Source organism: Streptomyces sp. NPDC091972 (assembly GCF_044756385.1).
Classification (GTDB): domain Bacteria; phylum Actinomycetota; class Actinomycetes; order Streptomycetales; family Streptomycetaceae; genus Streptomyces.
This window is the reverse complement of record NZ_JBIVSV010000006.1, coordinates 454957-480752: the sequence shown is the minus strand read 5'-3', so window position 1 is coordinate 480752 and position 25796 is coordinate 454957. Positions and strand designations below refer to the sequence as shown.

Sequence of the window (25796 nt, the reverse complement as noted above, 5' to 3'; positions counted from 1 at the left end):
TCTGCGTCACTGGCGGCGCGCGGCCGCGTCGAACGAGCGTTGCCGGGATGCGGCGATGACGTGCATCACCAGCCCGGCCGTCATCAGGACCGTGCCGACGCCGGCGGCCGCCCAGCCGAGAAGGAAGACCGGAAATCCACCGATCTCCGTGCCGAACATGTCTCCCGGGGCGGGCCATTCATTGGGGTCGTCGGACACCGGCTCCCCGATACGGCCCATGAATCGCAGAATTCCGTAGGCGAACACGGCGAAGCCGCCCAGGAAGAGCAGGAAACCGAACAGAATGATTCTTCGGGCCCGTGTGCGAGCCGCCGCGACCTGCCGGAGAAAGCTCTCCTGTCTTTGATCGACATATTGGTGCCCGCCCACATTGTTGATGTTGGCGCCGTACTGGTGCCCCACATCGAATCGCGGGGCACCGCTCACCGTCGGCATCACGACGGTGCCCAGCGCGGCTTCCCGCTCCCGCTCGGCACTGCCGGGCCATTCGTAGCGGATGCTCACGCTTCCCAGGGTGAGCACATCACCGTCGTGCAGCGTCTGCGGGGCGGCGAGACGACGGTCGTTCACCGAGGTGCCGTTGGCGGAACCGAGGTCCTCCAGGACCACGCGCGCGCCCGAACGACTCAGGAGCGCGTGCCTGCCGCTCACGTACGGATCGTCTATCCGGATGTCACAGCCGGGATCCCGGCCGAGGACCGACCTCGCGGCGGACAGCCGCAGCGGGGACCCGTACAGGTGTGATGGATGAATGAAAGTGAGCTGGGGACCGGAGCGATCTGGATGACTCGCCATGATCCCACCCCCGTGAGAGTGGACGGAGGAATCATTTTATCCGTGGCGGTTTATTCGTGACCCGCGCAGAACCTGCCATTCATCACCACAATACACCGCACTACAGGAGAGCGCCCCGGTGTTCAGAACAGCGCCGCGCCCCGCTCGAAATCCAGCAGACGCTGCTTGCGCTCCAGACCGCCGCCGTATCCCGTGAGGCTGCCGTCGGCGCCGACCACGCGGTGGCAGGGGACGATGATGCCGATCGGGTTCCGTCCGTTGGCGAGGCCGACCGCGCGGGAGGCCTTGGGGTTGCCGAGGGCGTCGGCGAGTTCGCCGTAGGTGCGGGTCTCGCCGTGCGGGATCCTGCGGAGCTGTTCCCAGACCGCGCGCTGGAACGGGGTTCCGTGCAGGCGCAGTTGCAGGGTGAACTCCTGCAACTCGCCCTGGAAGTAGGCCCGCAACTGCTCCTCGGCCTCCCCGGACCATCCGTCGTCCGGCGTGCCGAAGGTCTCCTGCGCGGGGCGGTGGCGCTGGTCGGTCATGTAGAGGCCGCACAGGACGCCGTCGTCGGCGACGAGCGTCAGGGGGCCGTAGGGGCTGTCGATCACGGTGTGCTGTCTCACGGAACGTCCTCACACGGGAAGGAAGTTGATCGGGTGGCTGTCGGTCGCCCACAGGTACTGGACGGCGTAGGCCCGCCAGGGCCGCCAGGCCGCCGCGCGGGCCGTCAGCGCGGCCGGGGTCGAGGGCAGGCCCAGTTCCTGGGCGGCGCGGCGGATCCCGAGGTCGGTCGGGAGGAAGGCGTCCGGGTCGCCGAGGCCGCGCATGGCGATGACGTCGACCGTCCAGGGCCCGAAGCCGGGCAGGGCGAGGAGACGGGCACGGGTCTCGGACCAGTCCTGCTCGATTCCCAACCGGAGTGACCCGTCGGCGAGTTGGCCGACCAGGGTGGTGAAGGTCGTACGACGGGTTCGGGGCATCGCGAGCGAGGCCGGGTCGAGCGCGGCCAGTGCCGCGGGGGTCGGGAAGAGGTGTGTCAGGCCGCCCTCGGGGTCGTCGACGGGTTCGCCGTGGGCGGTGACCAGGCGGGCCGCGTGGGTGCGGGCGGCCGCCGTGGAGACCTGCTGGCCCAGCACGGCCCGTACGGCGAACTCCTCCTCGTCGACGGTGCGCGGGACGCGTCGGCCGGGCGCCTTGTCCACCAGGGGCGCCAGCAGCGGGTCCGTGCGCAGCTGGTCGTCGATCGCGACCGGGTCGGCGTCCAGGTCGAGCATCCGGCGGCAGCGGCTGATGGCGACGGTCAGGTCGCGCAGGTCGCTCAGCGTCAGCCGGCAGGCGATGTGGTCGGGCCGTGGCGTCAGGGCCACGACACCGTGCCCGTACGGCAGTCGCAGCGTGCGCCGGTACGCGCCGTCCCGCCACTCCTCCACACCGGGGACGGCGGTGGCCGCGAGGTGGCCGAAGAGGTTGTCGGGGTTGAGGGGGGCGCGGAACGGCAGACGCAGGGACAGGAAGCCGGGGGTGTCCGGCGCGGTCCTCCTCGCGGCGCGGGTGCGCAGCTCGCTCGGGGCGAGCGCGAAGACCTCGCGGACGGTGTCGTTGAAGGTGCGGATCGCGGAGAATCCGGCCGCGAAGGCGATGTCCGCCATGGGGAGCGCGGTCGTCTCGATGAGGATTCTCGCGGTCTGGGCGCGCTGGGCGCGGGCGAGGGCGAGCGGGCCGGCGCCGAGTTCGGCGAGGAGCTGGCGTTCGATCTGCCGGGTGCTGTAGCCGAGGCGGGCGGCGAGGCCGGGCACGCCCTCCCGGTCGACCACCCCGTCGGCGATCAGGCGCATCGCGCGGGCCACGAGGTCGGCGCGCTGGTTCCACTCCGGCGAGCCCGGGCTGGTGTCGGGCCGGCACCGCTTGCAGGCGCGGAAGCCCGCCTGCTGGCAGGCCGCCGCGCTCGGGTAGAAGGTCATGTTCTCGGGTTTGGGCGGGACGACCGGGCAGCTCGGCCGGCAGTAGATGCGGGTCGTCAGTACGGCCGTGAAGAACCATCCGTCGAACCGCGCGTCCTTGGACTGCACGGCGCGCACACAGCGCTCGGTCTCGGTGTACATCCCCGTCTGCATGCGTCCAGCATCGGGCACCCGGCCGGCCCGGGCTGGCGGGAATCCGACATCAGCCTCGCGTGCCCTGGGGCGCGGTGCGGCCCGGCCGCCACGCGGACTCGCGCAGGAGCCGCAGTCCGTTGAGACCGACGAGGACCGTGGAGCCCTCGTGCCCGGCGACCCCGAGCGGCAGCGGGAGCCGGCCGAGGAGGTCCCACAGGACGAGTCCGGTGATGAAGGCACCCGCGATCAGGAGGTTCTGCAGGACGAGTCGGCGGGCGGTCCGGGACAGCCGTACGACCGCCGGTACGGTCGCCAGCTCGTCGCGGACGACGACCGCGTCCGCGGTCTCCAGCGCGAGGTCGGAGCCCGCGCGGCCCATCGCGATGCCGGAGTGGGCGGCGGCGAGGGCGGGTGCGTCGTTGACGCCGTCCCCGACGAACAGCACCTTGCGGCCGGCGTCCTGGAGCTCCCGTACGGCGTCCACCTTGCCCTCGGGCAGCAGGTCGGCGCGGACGTCCGTCAGGCCGGTGGCCTCGGCGACCTTCGCGGCGGCCCGGGCGTTGTCGCCGGTGAGCAGGACGGGGGCGGTGCCGGTGAGGGCGGTGAGCGCGGCGGTGGCGGCGGGGGCGTGCGGGCGGAGGCGGTCGGTGAGGGCGAGGGTCCCGAGGGGGACGCCGTCGCGGGTCACGAGGACGACGGTGGCGCCGGCCTCGGGGCGGTCCGCCCCGGCGTCCGGCAGGGCGGGGCCCGGGGGGTCACCCGCCCGCCCGGCCTCGATGAGCCGCCCCTCGACCACCTCGAGGACCCCACTGGCACCAGCCTCGGGGCGAGCCGCACCGGTACCCGGCGGGACCGGGCCCGCGGAGCCACCCGCCCGCCCCACCTCGACCAACCGCCCTTCGACCACCGCCGTCACGCCGCTGCCGGGTACGGCGGCGAAGTCCCGTGCCTCCGCGAGGCGCAGCCCCCGTTCCCTGGCCGCCCGCACCACCGCCCGCCCGAGCGGATGCTCGCTGGGGAGTTCGGCCGCGGCGGCCAGGGCGAGGAGCTCGTCGGGCGTCAGCCCCGAGTCCGGCAGCGGCCGGACCCGCGAGACCTCCGGTGCCCCCTCGGTCAGCGTCCCCGTCTTGTCGAGGGCCACGGCGTCCACCTCGCCGAGCCGCTCCATCGCCACGGCCGACTTCACCAGGACGCCGTGCCGCCCGGCGTTGGCGATGGCGGACAGCAGCGGTGGCATGGTCGCGAGGACGACCGCGCACGGCGAGGCGACGATCATGAAGGTCATCGCGCGCAGCAACGCGTCCGCGAGGTCGGCGCCGAACAGCAGGGGCACGCCGAACACGGCCAGGGTGGCGGCCACGACGCCCACCGCGTACCGCTGCTCGATCTTCTCGATGAAGAGCTGCGTCGGCGCCTTGGTCCGCGAGGCCTCCTCGACCAGGGTCACGATGCGGGCGATCACGGAGTCGGCGGGGTCGCGCTCGACGCGGACGCGCAGCGCGCCGGTGCCGTTGAGGGTGCCGGCGAAGACCTCGTCGCCGGCACCCTTGGCGACCGGGAGGGGTTCGCCGGTGATGGTGGCCTGGTCGGCCTCGCTCGTGCCGTCCAGGACCCGGCCGTCGGCGCCGATGCGTTCGCCGGGACGGATCAACAGGACGTCGCCGACGGCGAGTTCGACCGTCGGGACGGTCTCCTCGCCGCTCTCGGTGACCCGGGTCGCCGACGTGGGCGCGAGGTCGAGCAGACCGCGCACCGAGTCGGCGGTGCGGGCGGTGGCCAGGGCCTCCAGGGCGCCGGACGTGGCGAAGATGACGATCAGCAGGGCGCCGTCCAGGACCTGGCCGATCGCGGCCGCGCCGAGCGCCGCGACGATCATCAGCAGGTCGACGTCCAGGGTCCTCTCGCGCAGCGCCCTGAGCCCTTCGAGGGCCGGTTCCCAGCCGCCTGCGACGTAGGCGAAGGCGTACAGGGGGCCGTGGGCCCACCACGGCAGGCCGCCGAGGTCCAGTGTGAGTGCGAGCAGGAACGCGAGGGTCGACGCCAGCGCCCAGCGGGCCTCGGGCAGGGCGAGCACCCGGGTGCGGCGGGGCGCCGGGCGGGCGGACGGGGGGACACGAACGGGGGCGAGAGTCGTGGACACCCGAGCCACCATACAGGAACACATGAAGACTCATTCATCTGTTCATGTGCGACGGGTAAGATACCGCCCATGGGTCATGGAGCCGTCACCACCGCGCAGGAAGCCGCCGAGCGCGTACGCCTGGACGCGGCGAACGTGGCCAAGGTGGCCACCACCCTCCAGGCCCTGTCCACCCCCTCCCGCCTGCTGATCCTCGCCCGGCTGCGCGAGGGCCCGCTGCCGGCCACGGAGTTGGCGGCGGAGGTCGGCATGGAGCAGTCGGCGTGCTCGCACCAGCTGCGGCTGCTGCGCAACCTGGGCCTGGTCATGGGCGAGCGCCGCGGCCGGTCGGTGGTGTACGCGCTGCACGACCACCACGTGGCCGAGCTGCTGGACCAGGCCGTGTACCACGTGGAGCACCTGCGGCTCGGGCTCAGTGACGCCACCGAGTGAGCCGTCCCGGCGCGTGACGGCCCCGCTGTACGCGGCCGGCTTCACCACCGCCTTCGGCGCGCACGGCATCGCCGCCAACCTCGGCGCGGGCTCCGGGGACGCGGTCACCTCCCTGCTCGTGCTGGGCGGTCTGCTCGCGCTGTACGACGGTGCCGAGGTCGTCCTCAAGCCGCTGTTCGGCACGGTCGCCGACCGGATCGGGGCCCGCCCGGTGCTCCTGGGCGGACTGGCGGCCTTCGCCGTCGCGTCCGCGCTCTACGCCCTTGCCGACAGCCCCGGATGGCTGTGGGCCGCGCGGCTGGGACAGGGTGCGGCGGCCTCCGCCTTCTCCCCCGCCGCCTCCGCGCTGGTGGCCCGGCTGAGTCCGGCCGCCGGGCACGGGCGGGCCTTCGGGAGCTACGGCTTCCACAAGTCCGTCGGCTACACCCTGGGCCCGCTGCTGGGCGGCGTGCTGGTGTGGGCGGGCGGGCTCCGGCTGCTGTTCACGGTGCTCGCGGTGCTGGGCGTGGCCGTGGCGGTGTGGGCGCTGGTCGTCGTCCCCGTGGTGCCGCCGCTCCCCCGGGCCCGGCAGACGCTTCTCGATCTGGCGCGGCGGCTGGCCGACCCGGTGTTCCTGGTCCCTGCGGCCGCGCTCGCCGGGGCGACGGCCGCGCTCTCGGTGGGCGTGGGCTTCCTGCCCGTGTCGGGGGCCGCGGCGGGGCTCGGCACGGTGGCGACGGGTGCCGCGGTGTCGGTGCTCGCGGCCTGCGCGGCGGTCGTGCAGCCGCGCGCGGGGCGGGCGTTGGACGCGGGGCGGCTGACGGTGCGGGGCGGGCTGACCGCCGGGTTGCTGCTGGCGGCGGCCGGTCTGGGCGGTGCGATGCTGCCGGGGCTCGCCGGTGTGCTGCTGGGGGCCGCGCTGATCGGCGTCGGGACGGGGCTGGTCACCCCCCTGGGCTTCGCCGCGCTCGCGGCGTCGACTCCGCGGGAACGGCTGGGGCAGACGATGGGGGCTGCCGAGCTCGGGCGTGAACTCGGCGACGCGGGCGGGCCGTTGCTGGTCGCGGGAGTGGCCGCGGCGGCGACCCTGACGTACGGCTACGGGGTGCTGGCGGTGCTGCTGGCGTGCGGGCCGGTGCTGGCCGCGGGGCTCCTTCGCAGGCGCGGGTAGGACTTCGCCCGCACCCGGGGGCGCGCGACCGGCCACGGGCCGGGCCGCCGGGTGCCCGACGGCCCGGCCCGTCCGGAGCACTGCTAGGCCGTGCCGGTCGGCCTCCGCGAAGCCGCCGTGGCCCCGCTCACGTCCTTCAGCGGCCGCAGCCGGTACGTGTACGCGTAGTCCCGGTCGGCGAACAGCTTGTACTCGTCGTGGGTGTGCGCGCCCCAGCTGTTGTCGCCGCCGACGCCCATCTGCCGGTGGTTCACCCTGAGGACGACCGCGTCGCGCGGGGTGAGCTGGTAGTCGTGGCGCACCCCGTTGGACAGGTCCTCCGGGGTGAAGTGCGAGGCGTTGACCTCCAGGAGGGGCTCGCCGGAGACCAGCAGGCCGACGCCGTCGGGACCGGTCAGGGCAGCCCAGCGGACATCGGTCTTGTTTCCGTTCTCCTGCGGCCGGATGTAGGGGGTCCACTGCTCGGCGACGGTCCCGGACCAGAGGCCCACGTCGGTGCCGTCGTTGCGGTCCCAGTGGTTCTCCTCGGGCCCGCGGCCGTAGTAGTGCAGCCGGTCCAGGCGGCGCGGCAGGAACAGGATCGTGCCGACCTCCGGGATGTACGGCAGTGAACTCGCCCCGGGGTGCAGGGTGTTGTCCACCTTGATCTCGCCGTTGCCGAAGACGGTGTAGGTCGTGCCGTACGCCGACTCGGTCGTCGTCGGCAGGGTGCCGCTCACCTTGATCTCGACGGCCCGGTCCCCGAGCGCCCGCACGCTCACGTCGGTCACCTCGCGGTTCGTGCCCGCGTCGCGCCAGGTCTGGTTGCGGGTGTGCTGCCCGTTGCCGTGGTCGTTGTCGGTGGGCGCCCGCCAGAAGTTGGGGACGGGGCCCGAGGTGAGCAGACGGGTGCCGTGGGCACGGTACGACGTGATGGTGCCGCTGCCCTTGTCGACGGTGACGGAGAAGTCCCTGCCGGTGACGGTGACCCGGTCGGCGGCGTCCCGGTACGTCAGTGCCGGGACCTTCGCGAGCGGTACCGGCGTCACCGCCGGGCTGTCCGCGTCGACGGCGAGCTGCTGCTTGGCCACCTCGAAGCCGGCCTTCGCCCAGGGCGTGGACTCCCTGGTGGTGAAGGAGAGCCGCAGGAAGTACTCGGTGCCGGGAGCGGGGGTGCCCGGGACCTCGTACGGGACGGTGATGTTCTTGCTCGACAGCGGTGCCAGCTTCATCTGCTCCCGGGTCAGCCTGCCGCGCTGCACCACCTTGCCGTCGGCGGACAGGGTCCAGGTGCCGTCGAACTCCCTCAGGTCGGTGAAGAGGTGTTCGTTGGTCAGCCTGACCGAACCGTCCGCCGCCCAGGACGCGTTGACCGCCTGGTAGATCTGCTTGACCTCGGCGGCCTTGCCGGTGTGGCCGCGGTCGGCGGTGACGATGCCGTCCGCGACGAAGGCGCCGTCGTTGGGGTTGTCGCCCCAGTCGCCGCCGAAGGCGAAGAAGGTCTTCTGCGCGGGCTTCTTCTCGGCGAGTTGCACGGTCGCCGCGTCGAACCAGAACCGCACGCCCTCGTCGCCGGGCCCGCGGCCGTCGGAGGCCAGTTCGGCGGCGGACAGGGCACGGGCGTACACCCGTGCCTTCCTGATCGTGCCGCTGAACTCCCTGGTGGGGTTGTCGACATCGACGGCCAGCGCGAGCGGGGCGGTGTTGCTGCTGGGCCGCTGTGCCGTCGTCCTGGTCGCCCTGGCCTGACCGTCGACATGCAGGGTCAGCGTGCCCGCGGCCGCGTCGAGGACACCGGCGACATGGTGCTCCCGGCCCGTCCAGTCGTCCGGGAGCGCCCAGCTGACCGCGATCCACTGCCCGCCGCCGTAGATGAAGAACTCCAGTGTCCTGCCGGACTGCTTGAGCGCGTACTGGGTGTCGCCCTTGGCGATGACCGGCTGGTGGCTGCCCGTCACCTTCGGGGTGAACCAGGCCTCCAGGGTCAGTGAGCCGGTGAGGTCGAGACGGGCGTCACGGGCGAAGACGGTGCCGCCCGAGACGCCCTTGTCGCGGTCGAACCCGGCCCGCGCGGGCAGGACTTCGCCCGTCAGCGCACCGGGTCCGCTCTCCGTCAGCAACTGGCGCACCGGGACCGGCTCGCTGAGGGACTGGTCGACGAAGTCCCAGATCCAGCCGCCCTGGAGGACGGGGTAGCGGCGGACGACGTCCCAGTACTTCTTGAAGTTGCCGTTGGAGTTCCCCATCGCGTGGCAGTACTCGATCATCACGTACGGCCGGGTGTCGGAGGTGTCCTTGGCGCGCTGCTCCACGCGGGCGGGGCTCTCGTACATCGCCGAGCGGATGTCGCTGACGGCGGGCCGGTCGTCGCCCTCGTACTGCACGACGCGGGTGGGGTCGTACGACTTGATCCAGTCGCGCATGTTCACGAACGTGCTGCCGCCGCCCGCCTCGTTGCCGAGGGACCAGATGACCACGGAGGCGTGGTTCTTGTCGCGGTGCACCATGTTCTGGGCGCGCGCCACGCAGGCCGCGCTCCAGTCGGGGTGGTCGCCGGGGTACTCGTCGCGGATGCCGTGGGTCTCCAGGTTGGTCTCGTCGACGAGGTACAGGCCGTACTCGTCGGCGAGTTCGAGCCAGAGCGGGTTGTTGGGGTAGTGCGAGGTGCGGACCGAGTTGATGTTCATCCGCTTGATGATCGTGATGTCCTTCACGAGGTCCGCGCGGGTGAGTGCGGTGCCGCGGTCGGGGTGCATCTCGTGGCGGTTGGTGCCGCGGAAGGAGACCGGCTTGCCGTTGATGCGCATCAGCCCGTCCTTCAGGGCGAACTCGCGCAGGCCGACGCGGTGCGAGAGCGTCTCGATCACCTGGCCGGCGGGGCCGCGCAGCCGCAGCACGGCGGTGTAGAGGTTCGGGTGCTCGGCCGACCACAGCTTCGGCGCGGGCACGGCCTTCGCCGCCTGTACGGTCGTCTCGGCGCCGGCGTCGAGGGCGACGGTCTGCTGGAGCGGCCGGGACCAGACCGCGTGGCCGCCCGCGTCGTAGAGCTGCGTCTCCACCGTGTAGCGGCCCTGGTTGCCGCCGCCGTAGTCGCGCACGCTCGCGGTGACCGAGAGTTCGGCGGAGGTGTGGTCGTCGCCGAGCGGGGTGTCCAGCTTGAAGTCGCGCAGGTGGACGGCCGGGGTGGAGTAGAGGTAGACCGAGCGGAAGATGCCGCTCAGCCGGATCATGTCCTGGTCCTCCAGCCAGTCCCCGTCGGAGTAGCGGTAGACCTCGACCGCGATCTGGTTGGTGCCCGGCCTCAGGTGGGCGGTGATGTCGTACTCGGCGGGCGTGTACGAGTCCTCGTGGTAGCCGACGAGTTCGCCGTTGATCCACACGTAGTGGGCCGACTTGACGCCCTCGAAGTGCAGGAAGGTCCGCCGCCCCGACCAGTCCTTCGGGACGGTGAAGGTGCGCCGGTACTGGCCGACGGGGTTGTAGCGGGTGGGGGCGGCGGGTGGCTGCGCCTCCTCGCCCAGGCCGTTGGGGCCCCACCACGGGTAGGTGATGTTGACGTAGATCGGGAAGTCGTAGCCATGCACCTGCCATACCGAGGGAACAGGGATGGAGTCCCAGTCCTTGTCGTCCACGTCGGTGCGGTAGAAGTCGGTGTCGCGGTCGCCGGGGCGGTCGGCGTAGGCGAACTTCCACGTGCCGTCGAGGCTCACGCGGTACGGCGAGCGGGTGCGGTCGGCGGCGAGGGCCTGGCCGACGGTGGCGTACGGCATGAGGGTGGTGTGCGGGGGCTCGGTGCCGACCCGGAAGAGGTCGATGGCGCCGTTCCACTCCGGGGCGCCCTCCGCGGCCTGGCCGCGGCCGGCCAGGGGGGCCGAGGAGAGGGCGAGGGCACCGAGGACGGCGGCCCCCGACTCCAGCAGACGCCTGCGGCTGATGGGGGCAGGCAGGTACGGATGGGGCATCGGGGGAACCTTCCTCGGGACGACAGTGCGGTGTACGTACTGAGGGAGCGTCAATTCCTGTGCGCTATTGGTGACTTTGAGGCACAGGATGCGACTCAACCTAGATCCCGAAGCCGGGTGAGGCAATGACCCTGTCGGACTTTGTGTGGTCCTGGGGACATGACGACGTGCGGCACCCCCGCGTGCGCTCACGCGGGGGTGCCGTGGGGGTTCTCGGGAGTTCTGGCTGGGGGACGGGCGCCGCCGGGTCAGCCGGTCGCCGACGAGGTGGGCAGCCCGCCGCCGAGGAGTCCGGTGACGGTTCCGACCACGGACCCCAAAAGGCCGGTGACCGCGCCCAGGACACCGCCGACGTCCAGCGAGGTCAGCGACTCGAGCAGGTCGTCGATGGTGGACTGGAGCGAGTCCAGGAGGTCGGAGACCGGGTCGGCCGCCGCGAGCGACCGGTCGCTGCCGTTGCGGTGCGCCAGCTTCTCCCGGACCTCGGTGTTGGCCGCTTCCACGGCCTTCGCCCGGGCGTCCGCCTCGCTCGCGTCGAGGCTCCTGCCGCGCAGGGAGACGAGGTCGGTGACGGCGTCGAGGAGGGGCCGCAGGGGCTGGAGGAGGCTGCCGTGCTCGGGCCGGTCCAGGACGTCGAGGCGGTTCAGGGTGTCGAGCTGGTCCAGCGCGTTGAGCCCGTCCAGCGCGTCGAGGCGGTCCGTCAGGATGTCCGTGTCGTCGGTGGTGTGCGTGGCGGCCGCACGGGGTTCCGAGGCGCCGCGGCCTGCGTCGACGGCGGCGGCCGCGGTGCCGACCGGGCCGAGGATCAGCGCGGCGCAGACCAGGGACGGCAGGAGGAGGCCGCGGGGGACGAGGGGGCGCATGCGGGGGTCCTTTCGAAGTGCTTGGTAGGGCCACCGTGAGAAGCCGCGAGGTGTCCCGCAACCGCTTGCGGGGCCCGCTTCCCGCCCGCCACCGCCTCGGGGCAGCTCTGAACAGGCCCTTTCCCCTCGCGCTCCCCCGTTTGCCGCGTTCGGGGGGCGTTCGGCCGTCAGGGTACGAACCCTCCGGCGTCAGGCGACCTGCCCCGCGAACGCGTCGTACGCCTTCTCGTCGAACAGCACGAACCTGACCTCCTCGACCGCGGTCTCCGTATTCCGTACGGTCTCCACCGCGATCCGCGCGGCGTCGTCCATCGGCCAGCCGTAGATGCCCGCCGAGACGGCCGGGAACGCGACGGTCCGGGCGCCCAGTTCGTCGGCGACGCGCAGGGACTCGCGGTAGCAGGAGGCCAGCAGCTCCGAGCGGTCCTCCTCGTGGCTGTACCGGGGGCCGACGGTGTGGATCACCCAGCGCGCGTCCAGCTCGCCCGCGGTGGTGGCCACGGCTTTTCCGGTCGGCAGGCCCTTGCCGTAGTGCGAGGCGCGCAGCCTGCGGCAGTCCGCCAGGATCGCGGGGCCGCCCCGGCGGTGGATGGCGCCGTCGACGCCTCCCCCGCCGAGGAGGGAGGAGTTCGCGGCGTTGACGATCGCGTCGGCGCTCTCTCGGGTGATGTCGCCCTGGACGAGCCTGATGGTGGTCATGAGCACCACTCTTCCAGCTCGGCCCACCGGGCGCGGCCCGGCCCCGGTCCCGGTCCTGGTCCCCTCAGGTCTGCTGCCGCAGCCTGCGCCATACGGCCTTCGCGGCGTTGTGGCCCGACATGCCGTGCACTCCCGGCCCGGGCGGGGTCGCCGACGAGCAGATGAACACGGCCGGGTGCGGGGTGCCGTACGGCGACAGGGACAGTCTGGGGCGCAGCATGATCTGGAGCCCGGTGACCGCGCCGGACCCGATGTCGCCGCCGACGTAGTTGGCGTTGCGGGCGGCCAGTTCGGGTGGGCCCGCGGTGGCGCGGGCGAGCACCCGGTCACGGAACCCCGGGGCGAAACGCTCCAGTTGGCGCTCCATGGCGTCGGTGAGGTCACCGGTCCAGCCGCTGGGGACATGGCCGTAGGCCCAGAAGACGTGCTTTCCCGCGGGGGCCCGGCCCGGGTCGACGACACTCGGCTGCACGGTGATCATGAACGGCCGGTCGGGTGCGCGGTTTTCCCGGGACGCGGCGCGCAGGGCGGTGCCGATCTCCGTGCTGTCTGCGCCGATCTGCACGGTGCCCGCGCTCCTCGCCTCCTTCGCGGTCCACGGCACGGGACCGTCGAGGGCGTAGTCCACCTTGAAGACACCCGGGCCGTAGCGGTAGCCCTCGTAGTGGTTGCCGAAGCCGGCGATGCGCGCCAGGGCGGTCGGCGAGGTGTCGAAGACGTAGGCGCGGGCGGGCGGCAGGTCGTCGAGCCGCTTGACCTCGTAGTCGGTGTGGACGCTGCCGCCGAGGTCCTTGAGGTAGGCGGCGAGCGCGTCGGAGATGGACTGGGAGCCGCCGCGGGCGACGGGCCAGCCGCGCGCGTGCGCCGCCAGGGCGAAGACCAGGCCGATGGCTCCGGTGGCGAAGCCGCTGAGCGGGGCCATCACATGCGCGACGAGTCCCGCGAACAGCGTCTTCGCGCGCTCGTCACGGAAGCGGCGCATCAGCCAGGTCGAGGGGGGAAGACCGGCGAGACCGAAGCGGGCCAGGGTGACCGGGTCGCGGGGCAGCGCGGTCGCGGGCAGGGACATGAAGTCGCGGGCCAGGGTGTCCCACTGGGGCAGGAACGGTTCGACGAGCCTTCGGTACGTCCCCGCGTCCCGCGGTCCGAACGAGGCCGCCGTCTCGGCGACCGACCTCGACAGCACGGCGGCGGTGCCGTCGGCGAAGGGGTGCGCCATGGGCAGTTCGGCGTGCAGCCACTCCAGGCCGTAGCGCTCCAGGGGCAGGGCGCGGAACGCCGGTGAGTTGATGCCGAGGGGGTGGGCGGCGGAGCACGGGTCGTGCAGGAAGCCGGGGAGGGTGAGCTCCTCGGTGCGGGCTCCCCCGCCCACGGTGCCGCGCGCCTCGAAGACGGCGACGGAGAAGCCGCGGCGGGCCAGCTCCACGGCAGCCGTCAGTCCGTTCGGCCCCGCACCCACCACGACCGCATCGAGCATCGACGGCACCTTCGGACTCCTTCGTCAGCCGATGGCCAGAGGATCAGGATATGCCGGGGGACCGACGGTCCCGGGGCGCGGGGGCAAGTCGGCGGGCGGGGTTGGGGGAAGGGGTGGCGCGGACGGCGAGGGCGAGGACTGCGCCGGTGCGCCTCTGGGCCCGTGCACCCCGGCCGGCCGTCGTGTCACGCCCCGCCCGCCAGCAGTCCCCGCACCCTCCGGGCCGTCGCCGCGTCCCGGGCCGCGGTGAAGGGAAGGGTGTTGCCGCCCGTGACGCGGAACGGTTCGCCGGTGCGGGTCAGATGGGCGCCGCCCGCCTCCTCGACCAGCAGCAGCCCCGCCGCGTGGTCCCAGGCCGCCTCCCAGGAGAACGCCACGGCGTCCGACTCGCCCCGGGCGACGGCGAGGTACTCCAGGCCGGCCGAGCCGCACGGGCGCGGTGCGACGCCGTCCGTCCACAGCCCCAGCAGGCCGCGCTTCTGCTCCTGCGTCGTGTAGTCCGGGTGGGAGGTGGCCACTCGGAGGTCGCGTCCCGGGTCCGGGGCACCGGAGTGCAGCCGCTCGCCGTCGAGGAACGCCCCTCGGCCGCGTATCGCCGTGGCCAGTTGGTCCCGGGCCGGTGCGTAGGTCCAGGAGGCGAGCAGGACACCGCTCCGCGCGAGCGCGACCAGCATGCAGAAGCCGGGGTCGCCGTGCACGAACTGGCGGGTGCCGTCGACGGGGTCGACGATCCAGACCGGCGTGTCGCCCTGAAGCGCCTCGTACGACGCCGGATTCGCGTGGACCGCCTCCTCGCCGACCACGACGGAGCCGGGCAGCAGGGCGCCGAGCACTTCGGTGAGGTACTGCTCCGCCAGCCGGTCGGCGTCCGTGACCAGGTCGTGCGGGCCGGCCTTCTGGTCGACCTCGTGCGCGGCGAGCCGCCGGAAGCGCGGCATGACCTCGGCCGCGGCGGCCTTGCGCACCGCCTCCTCCACGTCGCCCGCGTGCCTGCCGAGAAACTCGTCGATGGTTTCCGTGTCTTCGATCATGACTCCATGAGAGCACGCGGGTCTGACAAACCCCACCGGCCCGGTGACGCGCGGCTGGAATCGGCGTGAACACCGGGGTGCGGGAGCGCCGGTGACCCGATCCGGGACGGACCACGTGAAGTCGGCAAGCCGGCACTGCGCGTCGCCGGACGCCCTGCGCGCCTCGCCCGGTGTCTGACGCGCCTTGCCCGGTGCCTCGTGGCGCCGCTCCCGTCACCGCCCCACCGCGTACCCCTGCATCCCCCGGGGATTGGCCGCCGCCGACAGCACCCCCGTCTCCGGATCGCGCGCCACCGCGCACAGCCGGCCCTCGGACCAGGGCTCCCCCACCGTCACGTCGTGCCCCCGCCGCCGCAGCTCCTCGACCACCGCGGGGTCCGTCCGCGCCTCCACCGTGAGGCTGCCCGGCCGCATCCCCCGCGGGTAGAACGACCCGGGGAAGCTGTCGTTGTGCCAGTTCGGGGCGTCGATCGCGCCCTGGAGGTCGAGGCCGCCGCGGACCGGGGAGCGCAGGGCGACGGCGAGGAAGAAGTGGAGCTGCCACTGGTCCTGCTGGTCCCCGCCGGGCGTGCCGAAGGCCAGGCCGGGCACCCCGCCGCGCAGGGCGATCGAGGGCGTGAGGGTGGTGCGGGGGCGCCGGCCGGGGGTGAGGGAGTTCGGCAGGCCCTCCTCCAGCCAGGTCATCTGGAGCCGGGTGCCGAGCGGGAAGCCCAGTTCGGGCACGACCGGGTTGGACTGGAGCCAGCCGCCGCTGGGGGTCGCGGCGACCATGTTGCCCCAGCGGTCGACGACGTCGAGGTGGCAGGTGTCGCCCCGGGTGGTGCCGTCGGGACCGGTCCCGGGCTCACCCGGCACCGGGGACGTGGGGTTCTTCGCGACCGTCGGCTCCCCGACCCCCATCGGGCTGAACCCGGGTTCGTCCGTGACGACCACGCGCGCGTGTGCGCTGAGCCGTGGCTCACGCCCGCCGGGGCTGCCCGGCCGCAGTTCGTACGAGGCCTTGTCGCCGACGAGTCCACGCCGCTGCCCGTTGTACCGCGCCGACAGCAGTTCACCCAGCGGCACCTCGGCCGCGTCCCCGTACCAGGCCTCCCGGTCGGCCATGGCCAGCTTGCAGCCCTCGACCAGCAGATGGACGTACTCGGCGGACCCGTACCGCGGCAACTCGGGCGGCAGCAGGGCGAGTTGCTGGAGGAGGACCGGGCCCTGGCTCCAGGGGCCGGCCTTGCACAGGGTCCAGCCGTTCCAGTCGTACGTGGCCGGCGCCTCGTAGGTGGCGGACCAGCCGGCGAGGTCGGCGGCCGTGAGGGTGCCGGTGTGCCGCGAGCCGCTGGTGTCCATGGTGGGGCGCCGCGCCTGCCGGACGAGGGCCTCGGCGATGAATCCGGTACGCCACACCTCGCGCGCCGCCTCGATCTGCGCGACGCGGTCTCCCGCGCCCGCAACCTCCCTGATCAGCCGCTTCCAGGTGGCGGCGAGAGCGGGGTTGCGGAACAGCGCGCCGGGCCGGGGAGCCCGTCCGTCCGGGAGGTAGACCTCCGCCGACGAGGTCCACTCCGTCTCGAACAGCTCCCGGACGCTCTCGACGGTCGCGCCGACGTTCTCCACGGGCGCGTGCCCGTCCTCGGCGTACCCGATGGCGTACGCGAGGACGTCGGCGAGGGACTTGGTGCCGTGGTCGCGGAGCAGGAGCATCCAGGCGTCGAAGGCGCCGGGGACCGCGGCGGCGAGGGGCCCGGTGCCGGGGACGAGGTCCAGGCCCAGGCCCTTGTAGTGGGGGACGGTCGCCCCGGCCGGTGCGACGCCCTGGCCGCACAGCACCCGCACCTCTCCCCCGGCGGGCGCGAGCAGGATCGGCACCTCGCCGGCGGGCCCGTTGAGGTGCGGCTCGACGACGTGCAGGACGAACGCACCGGCCACCGCCGCGTCGTACGCGTTGCCGCCGTCCTCCAGGACCGCCATCGCCGACTGCGAGGCCAGCCAGTGGGTGGAGGACACCATGCCGAAGGTGCCCTGGAGGGTCGGCCGGGTGGTGAACGACATCTCTCACCTCACTGGTCGGGCGCGCCTCGGCCGGTCCGAGACGGTCACGTCCCCGGATCCTTTCATCCCCCACCTACCGCCCGGGGAAGCCCGCACGGCGGCCGGCCGTCCCCGGGCGGCCGGTCGCACCCCGGCAGCCGGTCCCCCCGGGCAGCCGACCGCGCCGGGGGCCGTGTGCCCACCGTGAGCGGACGCCCGCCACGGGACATCAGGCGCCGCGTGCCGTCACCAGGCCCGACTCGTAGGCGAACACGACCAGTTGGGCCCGGTCCCGGGCGCCCAGCTTCGTCATCGCGCGGCTGATGTGGGTCTTGGCCGTGAGGGGGCTGATCACCATGTGCTCGGCGATCTCCTCGTTGGTCAGGCCGCGCGCCGCCAGGGCCGTGACCTCGCGCTCGCGGCGGGTGAGGCACTCCAGGCCGGGGGCGGTGGACCGGTCCGGGGGACGGGAGACGAACTCGCCGATCAGGGTGCGGGTGACCGCGGGCGACAGCAGCGCCTCGCCCCGGGCCACCACCTCGATGGCCTGGAGGAGGTCGGCCGGTTCGGTGTCCTTCAGCAGGAAGCCGCTCGCGCCCGCCCGCAGCGCCTCGAAGACGTACTCGTCGACGCCGTAGTTGGTGAGGATCACCACGCGGACCCCGGCCAGCTCGGGATCCGCGGCGATCCGCCGGGTCGCCTCGATGCCCGTCATCACCGGCATCTGCACGTCGATCAGCGCGATGTCGGGCACCTGGGCCCGCACCAGCTCCACACCCCGCTCCCCGTCGGCCGCCTCCCCGACCACCTCGATACCGTCCTCGGCGTCGAGCAGGGCCCGGAACCCGGCCCGCATCAACGCCTGGTCGTCGACGAGCGCCACCCTGATCACGCCCCCACCTCCGCGCGTACCGACTCACCTGCGCCCAAGGGCAGTTGCGCCCGCACCGCGAACCCGCCCTCCTCGCGCGGGCCCGTGCGCAGGGTCCCGCCGAGTGCCGTGACGCGTTCGCGCATGCCGGTGAGGCCGTGGCCGGGCCGGGGTGGGCGGTCCGCACGGGCGGCCCCGTCGTCCTCCACCCGCACCGTCAACTCGTCCTTGCCGTAAGCGAGTTCGACCCGGACCTTTGCCGGTCCGGCGTGGCGGGCCGCGTTCGTCAGGGACTCCTGGACGATCCGGTACACGGCCCGGTCCAGGGGAGCGGGCAGCGCGCGCTCCTCGCCGGTCACGCTCAGTTCGACGGCGAGGCCCGCCGCCCGCGCCCGCTCCACGAGCAGCGCCGGGGTGCCGGTCGGCTCGTCGGTGCGCAGGACCTCCAGCGTGGCACGCAGCTCGCGCATGGCCTCGCCGCCGGCCTCCTGGATGGCGAGCAGGGCGGGCGGCACCTCCTCGCCCCGCTTGCGCGCCAGATGGACGGCCACGCCCGCCTGGAGCTTGACGATGGAGATGCTGTGGGTGAGGGAGTCGTGCAACTCCCGCGCTATGCGCAGGCGTTCCTCGCCGGCCCGGCGCAGCGCGGCCTCCTCCCGGGTGCGCTCGGCCTCCAGGGCACGCTGTTCGGTCTGCCGCAGATAGGCCTGCCAGTTGCGTCCGGCGAGCCCTGTCACCACCGCGCACACGAACCAGCCCGCGAGCAGCGCGGTCTTCTCGACGGCCTCGTGGACCGTCGGCCCCGTCGCCGCGTAGGCCCCCAGGAAGATCCCGCTCGCGGCCGCCGCCCAGCTCCGTCGCCCCAGTTGGGACGCCAGGTGCACGGCGGCGAACACGGTCAGCGCGCCGAGGGGGCCCGGGTGGGCGTGCAGGACGTACGCCACCCCGCTCGCCGTGGCCAGGGCCAGCACCACCAGCGGGGCCGCGCGGTAGAACGCGAGAGCGGCCGCGCCCACCACGAGGAGCCCGTGGTCGAGGGCGGTGGTGTCCGCGTCCTGAGCCGCCACGGCCACGGCGAGGGCGCCGACCACGACCGCGAGGGCCAGGTCGGCGAGCCGCTGGGAGATGGCCGCATCGACCCGGTGCCCACTCATGCCCACACGCTAGACCGCCGCACCGACACCGGCGTCAGCCCTGTGGACAACTCCCGCGCTACTCCCCCCGTAGTACTCCCGGCCCGGGTCCGCGCTCCCGGACGCAGCGCCGAGTCCCTTCGGCGGTACGACGACCGCGGCCGGGGCCGGGGCGCACGCTGCTGTGCATGTCCACACCCTTCCGCTACACCGAGCCCCTGCCGCCCAAGGCCGCCACCGGCCGTGTCGCCGAGGTCTACGAGCAGTTGTCCCGTGACTTCGGCATCGACGAACCCGTGACCTTCGTGGTCCTCTCCTCCGCGCCCGACCTCCTCGCCCCCGCGTGGGCGCTGATGCGCGAGTCGCTGATCGCCGGCCCCGGCAGCCGCACCGGCAAGGAACTGGCAGCGCTCGGGGTGTCGCTGGCCAACCGGTGCCCGTTCTGCGTGGACGCGCACACCGTGCTGCTGCACGCCACCGGCGACCACGCCCTCGCCGAACGCGTCGCCCGGGGCGAACGCCCGCAGAACGAGGCACACGCGCGCGTACTGGAGTGGGGCAGGCACACGCGCGTGCCGGGCGGCCTCGGCGCGGGGCCGTACCCGTTCCCGCGCGAGCACGCCCCGGGCTACCTCGGCACCGCGTTCGCCTTCCACTTCATCAACCGGATCGTGTCCGCCCTGCTCGCCGAGAACCTGCTGCCGGGCAACGCCCAGCGTTTCCGGGCCGTCCGCAGCCTCGCGGGCCGTGCGCTGTCCCGGACCGTACGCCGACCCGTCCGGCCCGGCGCGTCCCTCGCGCTGCTCGACCTGCCCGACCCCGGCGAGGCCCCGGCGTGGGCGGCCGGTACGCCCGTCGGGCTCGCCTACGCGGCGCTGCTCCGGGCGGCCATGACCGGCGCCGGCCTCCTCGGCACCGACGACCAGGACCTCGTGGAGGAGACGCTGCTGGACTGGGACGGGTCGCACCCGCCGCTCGACCTGAGCGGCTTCCCGGACCGGCGGGAGCGTCCCGGCGCGCGTCTGGTGCTGCTGGCCGCGCTCGCGCCGTACCGGATCACCGACGAGGACGTGGCGGCCTGGCGTCGGCCGGAGCACACCGACGAAGCTCTGGTGCACCTCGTGGCCTACGGGGCGTTCCTGGCCGTGGACCGCGTCGAGTCGGCCCTCCACCGGCCCGTCGCCCGCACGTGAAGCAGCCCATCGCCGGGACATAAACGGACACATGACGCATCGACGGCGGGGCGCAGTGACGGCGCAGGCACGGAGCGAGTTCACGCTTCCACCCCACAGGCAGACGTGTGAAACTGGCGTCCGTCCGCAGTGCGGACCCGTCCGCACCGTCCGTCCCCCACGAAAAGTGCGCCGTGCGAACTCTTTCCCTGCCGCTCGCGCTCACCGCGCGCATCTCCCCCGTCGTCGTGCTCGCCGCGGCGGGCTGGGCACTGACGTCGGGACCGGCCACGACGCCGGCCGCCGAGAAGGAGTCGGCGCCCCCGTCCGCCGAGGAGTCCCCCTCGGGCGCGGCCACGGCGGCCGTCTCGAAGCAGTACGCCGCCGCGCCCGCGCCCTGCAGCAGCATCGGCGCCGCGACGATCAAGTCGCTGGTGCCGGGCGCCAAGACGGCCGGCAAGGAGATCCCCTCCACGGACGCGGCCCTGCGCCGCACGTGCTCCTGGAACGCGCTCAAGGGCTACGACTACCGCTGGCTCGACGTGTCCTTCGAGATCACGGCGTCCGAGGCGGCGGCCGCCGAGTCGTACAAGGAGAACGTCTCCGAGAAGAGCGGCGGCGGGAGCGTGCCCGGGGTCGGTGACGCCGGGTACTCGGTGGTGAACCTCACCACCGAGAACAAGCAGCAGACCCGTGAGGGCGTGGTCATGATCCGGGCGTCCAACGCGCTGGTGACCGTGACGTACAACGGCAGCGACTTCGAGTCGAAGAAGGCGCCCAGCACGGACGAGATCAACAAGGGCGCCATCAAGGCGGCCAGGGAGGCGGTCGCGGCGCTGGAGAGCGGCCGGAAGGCCTGAGCCGGCGGAACCGGCCCGGACCCCGACCGCCCTCCACGCGCGCGTGACCCGGCCGTCAGGCCGCGATGCCCTCCTGTTCCCTGCCCTTGGGCAGCATCAGCGCGATGTACAGCAGGAGGGACGCGCCGAGTCCCACCGCCCAGCCGTAGTCGGCCAGTGGCTTGAGGAACGGGATCAGTCCGTCGGTCGGGAACGGCCCGGTCTTCCTGCCGTCCGCACCCACCCCCGAGTACGAGCCGCCGACCGCGAGCAGTCCGCCGACGACGAAGGCGACGATCGCCCGCCAGTTCCAGCCGTTCACGTACCAGTAGCGCCCGCCGGGCGTGTAGAGGTCCGCGAGGTGCAGGACCGTGCGCCGGACGATCCAGTAGTCGGCGATGAGGATGCCCGCGACCGTGCCGAGCAGTCCGCCGACGACTCCGAGCCAGGTGAAGATGTAGAACTCCGGCGTGGAGATCAGCTTCCACGGGAAGATCAGGATGCCGACGACACCCGTGATCAGCGCGCCCGTACGGAAGTTGACGAACTTCGGGGCGAGGTTGGACAGGTCGTACGCCGGTGAGACCACGTTGGCCGCGATGTTCACGGAGATCGTGGCGACCAGCACCACGACGAGTGCGAAGAGCAGCCCGAAGGCGTTGTCGGTCTTGGCGGCCAGCGCGACCGGGTCCCAGATGGCCTCGCCGTAGACGACCTCGGAGCCGGAGGTGACCAGCACGGCGAGGACGGCGAACAGCGTCATGGTGGTGGGGAGTCCCAGGGACTGGCCCCAGGTCTGCGCCTTCTGACTGGCGCCGAACCGGGTGAAGTCGGGGATGTTCAGCGACAGGGTGGCCCAGAAGCCGATCATGCCCATGAGGGAGGGGAAGAAGACCGGCCAGAAGTCGGCGCCCCAGCCGAGCTTGGACGGCTGGTCGAGCAGCGCGCCGAAGCCGTCGGCCTTGACCGCGATCCAGACCAGCAGGACGAGGGCGCCGGCGATCACGAAGGGCGCGGCCCAGTTCTCGAAGTGCCGCAGGAAGTCCATGCCGCGGTAGATGATCGCGATCTGGAGGGCCCAGAACAGCAGGAAGCACAGCCACAGCGGCCAGGGGTTGCCCGCGATCTTGCCGGCGTCCTCCCAGTGGCCGCCGGTGAGCCTGGAGCCCAGCGCGAAGATGCCGCTGCCGCCGATCCAGGTCTGGATGCCGAACCAGCCGCAGGCCACGGCCGCCCGGATGAGCGCCGGGACGTTGGCGCCGCGCAGCCCGAAGGAGGCGCGGGCGAGGACCGGGAAGGGGATGCCGTACTTGGGTCCTGCGTGCCCGGTGGCCAGCATCGGCAGCAGCACGATGACATTGGCCAGGGCGATGGTGAAGACGGCCTGCTTCCAGTCCATGCCGAGCGCGACCAGTCCGGAGGCCAGGGTCCAGCTGGGAATGCAGTGCGCCATGGAGATCCACAGGGCCGCGAAGTTGTACGTCGTCCACTTGCGTTCGGAGACCGGTACGGGACGCAGGTCCTCGTTGGCGAAGGGGCTGTCGGCGGGGAACGCCTCGGGGGCGAGCTCGACGCGGCCGCCGGGGGACGGCGGTATCGGCGACCCCGTGGGAACTGTTTCGGTCATGGGCAGGCCAATCGATCAGGACGGAACGGGATGGGCCGTGCGGGGGCCTCGGGCGGAGCCGGGACGGCGGGGAGGCCTGTCCCGGCCCCGCCACCCCTCCCCCGGACGACGGGGAGGGGGGACAAGGAGTGGGGGGTCGGTCGAGCGGCAGGGCGGTCCGGGTCAGGCGTTGACGGCGGGGATGACCCGGGAGCCGTAGGCGTCGATGGTCGCTTCCTGGGCGTCGTGCATGTCGTAGACGGCGAACTGGTCGACGCCCAGCTCACGCAGTGCGTTCAGCTTCTCGATGTGCTTCTCGACCGGTCCGATGACGCAGAACCGGTCGACGATCTCGTCGGGCACGAAGGCGGTGTCGGGGTTGTCGGCGCGGCCGTGGTGCGAGTAGTCGTACCCCTCTCGTGCCTTGATGTAGTCGGTGAGCTCCTGGGGGACCAGCCCACCGCCGGAGCCGTACTTCGACACCAGGTCGGCCACGTGGTTGCCGACCATCCCGCCGAACCACCGGCACTGCTCGCGCGCGTGGGCGAGCGCCTCAGGTGAGTCGTCCTCGGTGACGTAGGCGGGGGCGGCCACGCAGATCTTCACGTCCGCCGGGTCACGGCCGACGGCCACCGCCGCGTCCTTGACCGCCTTCACCATGTACTCGGTGAGGTAGAGGTCGGCGAGCTGGAGGATGAACCCGTCGGCCTCCTCGCCGGTCATCTTCAGCGCCTTGGGGCCGTAGGCCGCCATCCACACGGGGAGTTCGGCGTCGTCCCTGATCCAGGGGAACTTGACGACCGTGCCGCCGAGGTCGGCCTCCTGGCCGGAGCCGAGGGCCCTGATGACCTTCATGGCCTGGCTGATGCGGGCCAGTGTGTTGGGTGTACGGCCCGCGACGCGCATTGCCGAGTCGCCGCGGCCGATGCCGCAGATCGTGCGGTTGCCGAACATGTCGTTGAGGGTGGCGAAGGTGGAGGCGGTGACCTCCCAGGTGCGGGTGCCCGGGTTGGTGACCATCGGGCCGACCTTCAACTTCGTTGTGTTGGCCAGGATCTGACTGTAGATCACGAACGGCTCCTGCCAGAGCACGGCGGAGTCGAACGTCCACCCGTGGGTGAAGCCGTTGCGTTCGGCCCGCTTCATCAGGCTGATCACCTTCGAGGCGGGCGGGTCCGTCTGCAGGACGAGTCCGAAGTCCATGGGCGCCACTCCTAGTTGAGGTACTGACAGGTGGAGCGGGGGGTGTACGTGCCGTGCCCGGCGTGCCCGGTGTACTCCCGCTCGGTGATGACGGGTTCGCCGCGCGAGAGGACCGTCTCGACCCGGCCGGTGAGGCGCTTGCCCTCGTAGGCCGAGTAGTCGACGTTCATGTGGTGGGTCTCGGCGGAGACGGTCTGCTCGGCGTGCGGGTCGTAGATGACGACGTCGGCGTCGGCGCCCGGGGCGATGGTGCCCTTCTTCGGGTACATGCCGAACATCCGGGCCGGGGTGGCGCAGGCGATCTCGATCCAGCGGCGGCGCGAGATGTGCCCGTCGACGACGGCCTGGTGGAGCAGGTCCATGCGGTTCTCGACGCCGGGAAGGCCGTTGGGGATCTTCGAGAAGTCGCCGCGGCCGAGCTCCTTCTGGCCGACGAAGCAGAAGGGGCAGTGGTCGGTGGAGACGACCTGGAGGTCGTTGGTCCTCAGCCCCTGCCACAGCTTGGCCTGGTGCTCGCGCGGCCGCAGAGGCGTGCTGCACACGTACTTCGCGCCCTCGAAGTCCGGTTCCGCGAGGTTGTCCGTCGACAGGAACAGGTACTGCGGGCAGGTCTCGCCGAAGACGTTGAGCCCCTCGTCGCGCGCGCGTGCCAGCTCGGCCACCGCCTCCATGGCCGAGACGTGGACGACGTACAGCGGGGCGCCGGCGACCTGCGCGAGCCTGATGGCGCGGTGGGTGGCCTCGGCCTCCAGGAGCGCCTTGCGGACCTCCCCGTGGTAGCGGGGGTCGGTCTCGCCGCGGGCCAGCGCCTGCTCGACCAGGACGTCGATGGCGATGCCGTTCTCGGCGTGCATCATGATCAGGCCGCCGTTCTCGGCGGAGCGCTGCATGGCGCGCAGGATCTGGCCGTCGTCGGAGTAGAAGACGCCGGGGTAGGCCATGAACTGCTTGAAGGAGGTGACCCCCTCCTCCACCAGCAGGTCCATCTCCTTGAGCGTCTCCTGGTTCACATCGGAGACGATCATGTGGAAGCCGTAGTCGATGGCGCAGTTGCCCTCGGCCTTGGCGTGCCAGGCGTCCAGGCCCTCGCGCAGGGAGTGGCCGACGCTCTGCACCGCGAAGTCGACGATGGTCGTCGTACCTCCCCAGGCGGCGGCCCGGGTGCCGGTCTCGAAGGTGTCGGAGGCGAAGGTGCCGCCGAAAGGCAGCTCCATGTGGGTGTGGGCGTCGACGCCACCGGGGATGACGTACTTCCCGGTGGCATCGATCGTGCGGTCCGCGGTCCAGCTCTGGGCGCCGGGCACGGCGAGGGCGGCGATGCGGCCGTCCTCGATCAGCACGTCTGCGTGGATCTCGTCGGACGCGGTGATGACGAGGCCACCGCGGATGACGGTACGGCTGCTCATGTTCCCTCTCCTGCCAGGGTGGACGGTTCGGTCAGGGTGCGGTCAGCGGGGGGTAGGCGTCCGGACGGCGGTCGCGGTAGAACTGCCAGCGGTCGCGCACCTCCCGCAGCGTGGCCATGTCCAGGTCGCGGACGACGAGTTCGGTCTCCTTGTCCGAGGCGACCTCGCCGACGAACCGGGCCTCCGGGTCGACGAAGTACGTCGTCCCGTAGAAGTCGTTGTCGCCCAGCTCCTCCACGCCCACCCGGTTGATCGCGCCCACGAAGTACTCGTTGGCGACGGCCGCCGCGGGCTGCTCCAACTGCCACAGGTACGCGGACAGTCCGCGCGAGGTCGCCGAGGGGTTGAAGACGATCTCGGCGCCCGCGAGGCCCAACGCCCGCCAGCCCTCCGGGAAGTGGCGGTCGTAGCAGATGTAGACGCCGATCCTGCCGACCTTCGTGTCGAAGACCGGCCACCCCAGATTGCCGGGGCGGAAGTAGAACTTCTCCCAGAATCCCGTGACTTGGGGGATGTGGTGTTTGCGGTACTTGCCGAGGTAGGAGCCGTCCGCGTCGATCACCGCGGCGGTGTTGTAGAGGACGCCGGGCTGCTCCTCCTCGTACATCGGCAGGATCAGGACGATGCCCAGCTCCGCGGCGAGCGCCTGGAAGCGCTTGACGATCGGCCCGTCCGGGATCTGCTCGGCGTACTCGTAGAACGCCTTGTCCTGGACCTGGCAGAAGTAGGGCCCGTAGAACAGCTCCTGGAAGCACAGGACCTGAGCACCCTGTGCGGCCGCGTCCCGGGCCGCCTGCTCGTGTACCTGGATCATCGACTCCTTGTCGCCCGTCCACGCGGTCTGGAAGAGGGCGGCACGGATCACTCTGCTCATCGGGACCTCCGGTCGCTCGGTGTGCGAGAAGGCTAGGAAGTCCGAAAGCGCGCTTTGAGTTGCA

20 protein-coding genes are annotated in these 25796 nt (G+C 72.5%); 4 read left to right on the top strand and 16 right to left on the bottom strand.

Annotation, left to right across the window (positions count from 1 at the left end):
* Positions 1-6: 6 nt before the first annotated feature.
* From ACIQJT_RS21125 to ACIQJT_RS21110, 4 genes are all read right to left on the bottom strand, one after another.
* On the bottom strand, positions 7-795 hold the full coding sequence (locus ACIQJT_RS21125) for an FHA domain-containing protein (RefSeq protein ID WP_365458504.1): 789 nt from the start codon (positions 793-795) through the stop codon (positions 7-9).
* 122 nt (positions 796-917) lie between these two features.
* Positions 918-1400, bottom strand: a complete 483-nt coding sequence (locus ACIQJT_RS21120; RefSeq protein ID WP_365458501.1) for a methylated-DNA--[protein]-cysteine S-methyltransferase — start codon at positions 1398-1400, stop codon at positions 918-920.
* A 9-nt stretch (positions 1401-1409) separates the two neighbouring features.
* A complete protein-coding gene (locus tag ACIQJT_RS21115; protein ID WP_365458498.1) occupies positions 1410-2891 on the bottom strand; it encodes an AlkA N-terminal domain-containing protein in 1482 nt (493 codons plus the stop codon).
* A gap of 49 nt (positions 2892-2940) precedes the next feature.
* Positions 2941-5025 carry a heavy metal translocating P-type ATPase gene (locus ACIQJT_RS21110; RefSeq protein ID WP_402645575.1) on the bottom strand — a complete coding sequence of 695 codons (2085 nt, stop codon included), beginning with the start codon at positions 5023-5025 and terminating at the stop codon, positions 2941-2943.
* Positions 5026-5082: 57 nt separating this feature from the next.
* On the opposite strand from ACIQJT_RS21110, the gene ACIQJT_RS21105 reads away from it, so the two are divergent.
* Entirely contained in the window at positions 5083-5445 is a 363-nt protein-coding gene (locus tag ACIQJT_RS21105) for an ArsR/SmtB family transcription factor (protein WP_402645572.1), read from the top strand.
* Between the two features lie 13 nt (positions 5446-5458).
* Positions 5459-6595, top strand: a complete 1137-nt coding sequence (locus ACIQJT_RS21100) for an MFS transporter (protein ID WP_402645569.1) — start codon at positions 5459-5461, stop codon at positions 6593-6595.
* Positions 6596-6678: 83 nt separating this feature from the next.
* On the opposite strand, the gene ACIQJT_RS21095 is transcribed toward ACIQJT_RS21100, so the two are convergent.
* From ACIQJT_RS21095 to ACIQJT_RS21060, 8 genes are all read right to left on the bottom strand, one after another.
* Positions 6679-10536, bottom strand: coding sequence for a glycoside hydrolase family 2 TIM barrel-domain containing protein (locus tag ACIQJT_RS21095; protein ID WP_402645566.1), 3858 nt, complete (start codon positions 10534-10536; stop codon positions 6679-6681).
* A 248-nt stretch (positions 10537-10784) separates the two neighbouring features.
* Entirely contained in the window at positions 10785-11399 is a 615-nt protein-coding gene (locus ACIQJT_RS21090; RefSeq protein WP_402645564.1) for a hypothetical protein, read from the bottom strand.
* Between the two features lie 189 nt (positions 11400-11588).
* Entirely contained in the window at positions 11589-12098 is a 510-nt protein-coding gene (locus ACIQJT_RS21085) for an O-acetyl-ADP-ribose deacetylase (protein WP_402645561.1), read from the bottom strand.
* A gap of 64 nt (positions 12099-12162) precedes the next feature.
* Positions 12163-13575, bottom strand: coding sequence for an NAD(P)/FAD-dependent oxidoreductase (locus ACIQJT_RS21080; protein ID WP_365458477.1), 1413 nt, complete (start codon positions 13573-13575; stop codon positions 12163-12165).
* 185 nt (positions 13576-13760) lie between these two features.
* Positions 13761-14606 carry an inositol monophosphatase family protein gene (locus ACIQJT_RS21075; RefSeq protein ID WP_402645558.1) on the bottom strand — a complete coding sequence of 282 codons (846 nt, stop codon included), beginning with the start codon at positions 14604-14606 and terminating at the stop codon, positions 13761-13763.
* 213 nt (positions 14607-14819) lie between these two features.
* Positions 14820-16649 carry a gamma-glutamyltransferase family protein gene (locus ACIQJT_RS21070; protein ID WP_402645555.1) on the bottom strand — a complete coding sequence of 610 codons (1830 nt, stop codon included), beginning with the start codon at positions 16647-16649 and terminating at the stop codon, positions 14820-14822.
* Positions 16650-16857: 208 nt separating this feature from the next.
* Entirely contained in the window at positions 16858-17520 is a 663-nt protein-coding gene (locus tag ACIQJT_RS21065) for a response regulator transcription factor (protein WP_365458468.1), read from the bottom strand.
* On the bottom strand, positions 17517-18653 hold the full coding sequence (locus ACIQJT_RS21060; protein WP_402645552.1) for a sensor histidine kinase: 1137 nt from the start codon (positions 18651-18653) through the stop codon (positions 17517-17519). Before ACIQJT_RS21060 ends, ACIQJT_RS21065 begins: the two co-directional genes overlap by 4 nt.
* 167 nt (positions 18654-18820) lie before the next feature.
* Here ACIQJT_RS21060 and ACIQJT_RS21055 point away from each other — a divergent pair, with 167 nt between their 5' ends.
* Both ACIQJT_RS21055 and ACIQJT_RS21050 read left to right on the top strand, forming a co-directional pair.
* Positions 18821-19825: a carboxymuconolactone decarboxylase family protein gene (locus ACIQJT_RS21055; RefSeq protein WP_402645549.1), complete on the top strand. Its 1005-nt coding sequence runs from the start codon at positions 18821-18823 to the stop codon at positions 19823-19825.
* Positions 19826-19998: 173 nt separating this feature from the next.
* Positions 19999-20664, top strand: coding sequence for a hypothetical protein (locus ACIQJT_RS21050; RefSeq protein ID WP_402645547.1), 666 nt, complete (start codon positions 19999-20001; stop codon positions 20662-20664).
* Between the two features lie 55 nt (positions 20665-20719).
* Here the strand turns inward: ACIQJT_RS21050 and ACIQJT_RS21045 are convergent, their stop codons facing one another.
* From ACIQJT_RS21045 to ACIQJT_RS21030, 4 genes are all read right to left on the bottom strand, one after another.
* Complete coding sequence (locus ACIQJT_RS21045) at positions 20720-22270, bottom strand: NCS1 family nucleobase:cation symporter-1 (protein WP_365458456.1); 1551 nt, start codon at positions 22268-22270, stop codon at positions 20720-20722.
* A 162-nt stretch (positions 22271-22432) separates the two neighbouring features.
* Positions 22433-23452 carry a TIGR03842 family LLM class F420-dependent oxidoreductase gene (locus ACIQJT_RS21040; protein ID WP_402645545.1) on the bottom strand — a complete coding sequence of 340 codons (1020 nt, stop codon included), beginning with the start codon at positions 23450-23452 and terminating at the stop codon, positions 22433-22435.
* 11 nt (positions 23453-23463) lie between these two features.
* Positions 23464-24858 carry a dihydropyrimidinase gene (gene hydA / locus ACIQJT_RS21035; RefSeq protein WP_402645543.1) on the bottom strand — a complete coding sequence of 465 codons (1395 nt, stop codon included), beginning with the start codon at positions 24856-24858 and terminating at the stop codon, positions 23464-23466.
* A gap of 31 nt (positions 24859-24889) precedes the next feature.
* Positions 24890-25732, bottom strand: a complete 843-nt coding sequence (locus tag ACIQJT_RS21030) for a nitrilase-related carbon-nitrogen hydrolase (RefSeq protein ID WP_402645541.1) — start codon at positions 25730-25732, stop codon at positions 24890-24892.
* Positions 25733-25796: the final 64 nt, after the last annotated feature.

Excerpts from the sequence above, each read along its gene's own strand:
- ACIQJT_RS21115 (WP_365458498.1), bottom strand. The coding sequence starts at position 2,891 with ATGCAGACGGGGATGTACACCGAGACCGAGCGCTGTGTGCGCGCCGTG.
- ACIQJT_RS21110 (WP_402645575.1), bottom strand. The coding sequence starts at position 5,025 with ATGGTGGCTCGGGTGTCCACGACTCTCGCCCCCGTTCGTGTCCCCCCG.
- ACIQJT_RS21060 (WP_402645552.1), bottom strand. The coding sequence starts at position 18,653 with ATGAGTGGGCACCGGGTCGATGCGGCCATCTCCCAGCGGCTCGCCGAC.
- ACIQJT_RS21095 (WP_402645566.1), bottom strand. The coding sequence starts at position 10,536 with ATGCCCCATCCGTACCTGCCTGCCCCCATCAGCCGCAGGCGTCTGCTG.
- ACIQJT_RS21105 (WP_402645572.1), top strand. The coding sequence starts at position 5,083 with ATGGGTCATGGAGCCGTCACCACCGCGCAGGAAGCCGCCGAGCGCGTA.
- ACIQJT_RS21085 (WP_402645561.1), bottom strand. The coding sequence starts at position 12,098 with ATGACCACCATCAGGCTCGTCCAGGGCGACATCACCCGAGAGAGCGCC.
- ACIQJT_RS21045 (WP_365458456.1), bottom strand. The coding sequence starts at position 22,270 with ATGACCGAAACAGTTCCCACGGGGTCGCCGATACCGCCGTCCCCCGGC.
- ACIQJT_RS21070 (WP_402645555.1), bottom strand. The coding sequence starts at position 16,649 with ATGTCGTTCACCACCCGGCCGACCCTCCAGGGCACCTTCGGCATGGTG.
- ACIQJT_RS21080 (WP_365458477.1), bottom strand. The coding sequence starts at position 13,575 with ATGCTCGATGCGGTCGTGGTGGGTGCGGGGCCGAACGGACTGACGGCT.
- ACIQJT_RS21030 (WP_402645541.1), bottom strand. The coding sequence starts at position 25,732 with ATGAGCAGAGTGATCCGTGCCGCCCTCTTCCAGACCGCGTGGACGGGC.
- ACIQJT_RS21090 (WP_402645564.1), bottom strand. The coding sequence starts at position 11,399 with ATGCGCCCCCTCGTCCCCCGCGGCCTCCTCCTGCCGTCCCTGGTCTGC.
- ACIQJT_RS21055 (WP_402645549.1), top strand. The coding sequence starts at position 18,821 with ATGTCCACACCCTTCCGCTACACCGAGCCCCTGCCGCCCAAGGCCGCC.
- ACIQJT_RS21075 (WP_402645558.1), bottom strand. The coding sequence starts at position 14,606 with ATGATCGAAGACACGGAAACCATCGACGAGTTTCTCGGCAGGCACGCG.
- hydA (WP_402645543.1), bottom strand. The coding sequence starts at position 24,858 with ATGAGCAGCCGTACCGTCATCCGCGGTGGCCTCGTCATCACCGCGTCC.
- ACIQJT_RS21040 (WP_402645545.1), bottom strand. The coding sequence starts at position 23,452 with ATGGACTTCGGACTCGTCCTGCAGACGGACCCGCCCGCCTCGAAGGTG.
- ACIQJT_RS21125 (WP_365458504.1), bottom strand. The coding sequence starts at position 795 with ATGGCGAGTCATCCAGATCGCTCCGGTCCCCAGCTCACTTTCATTCAT.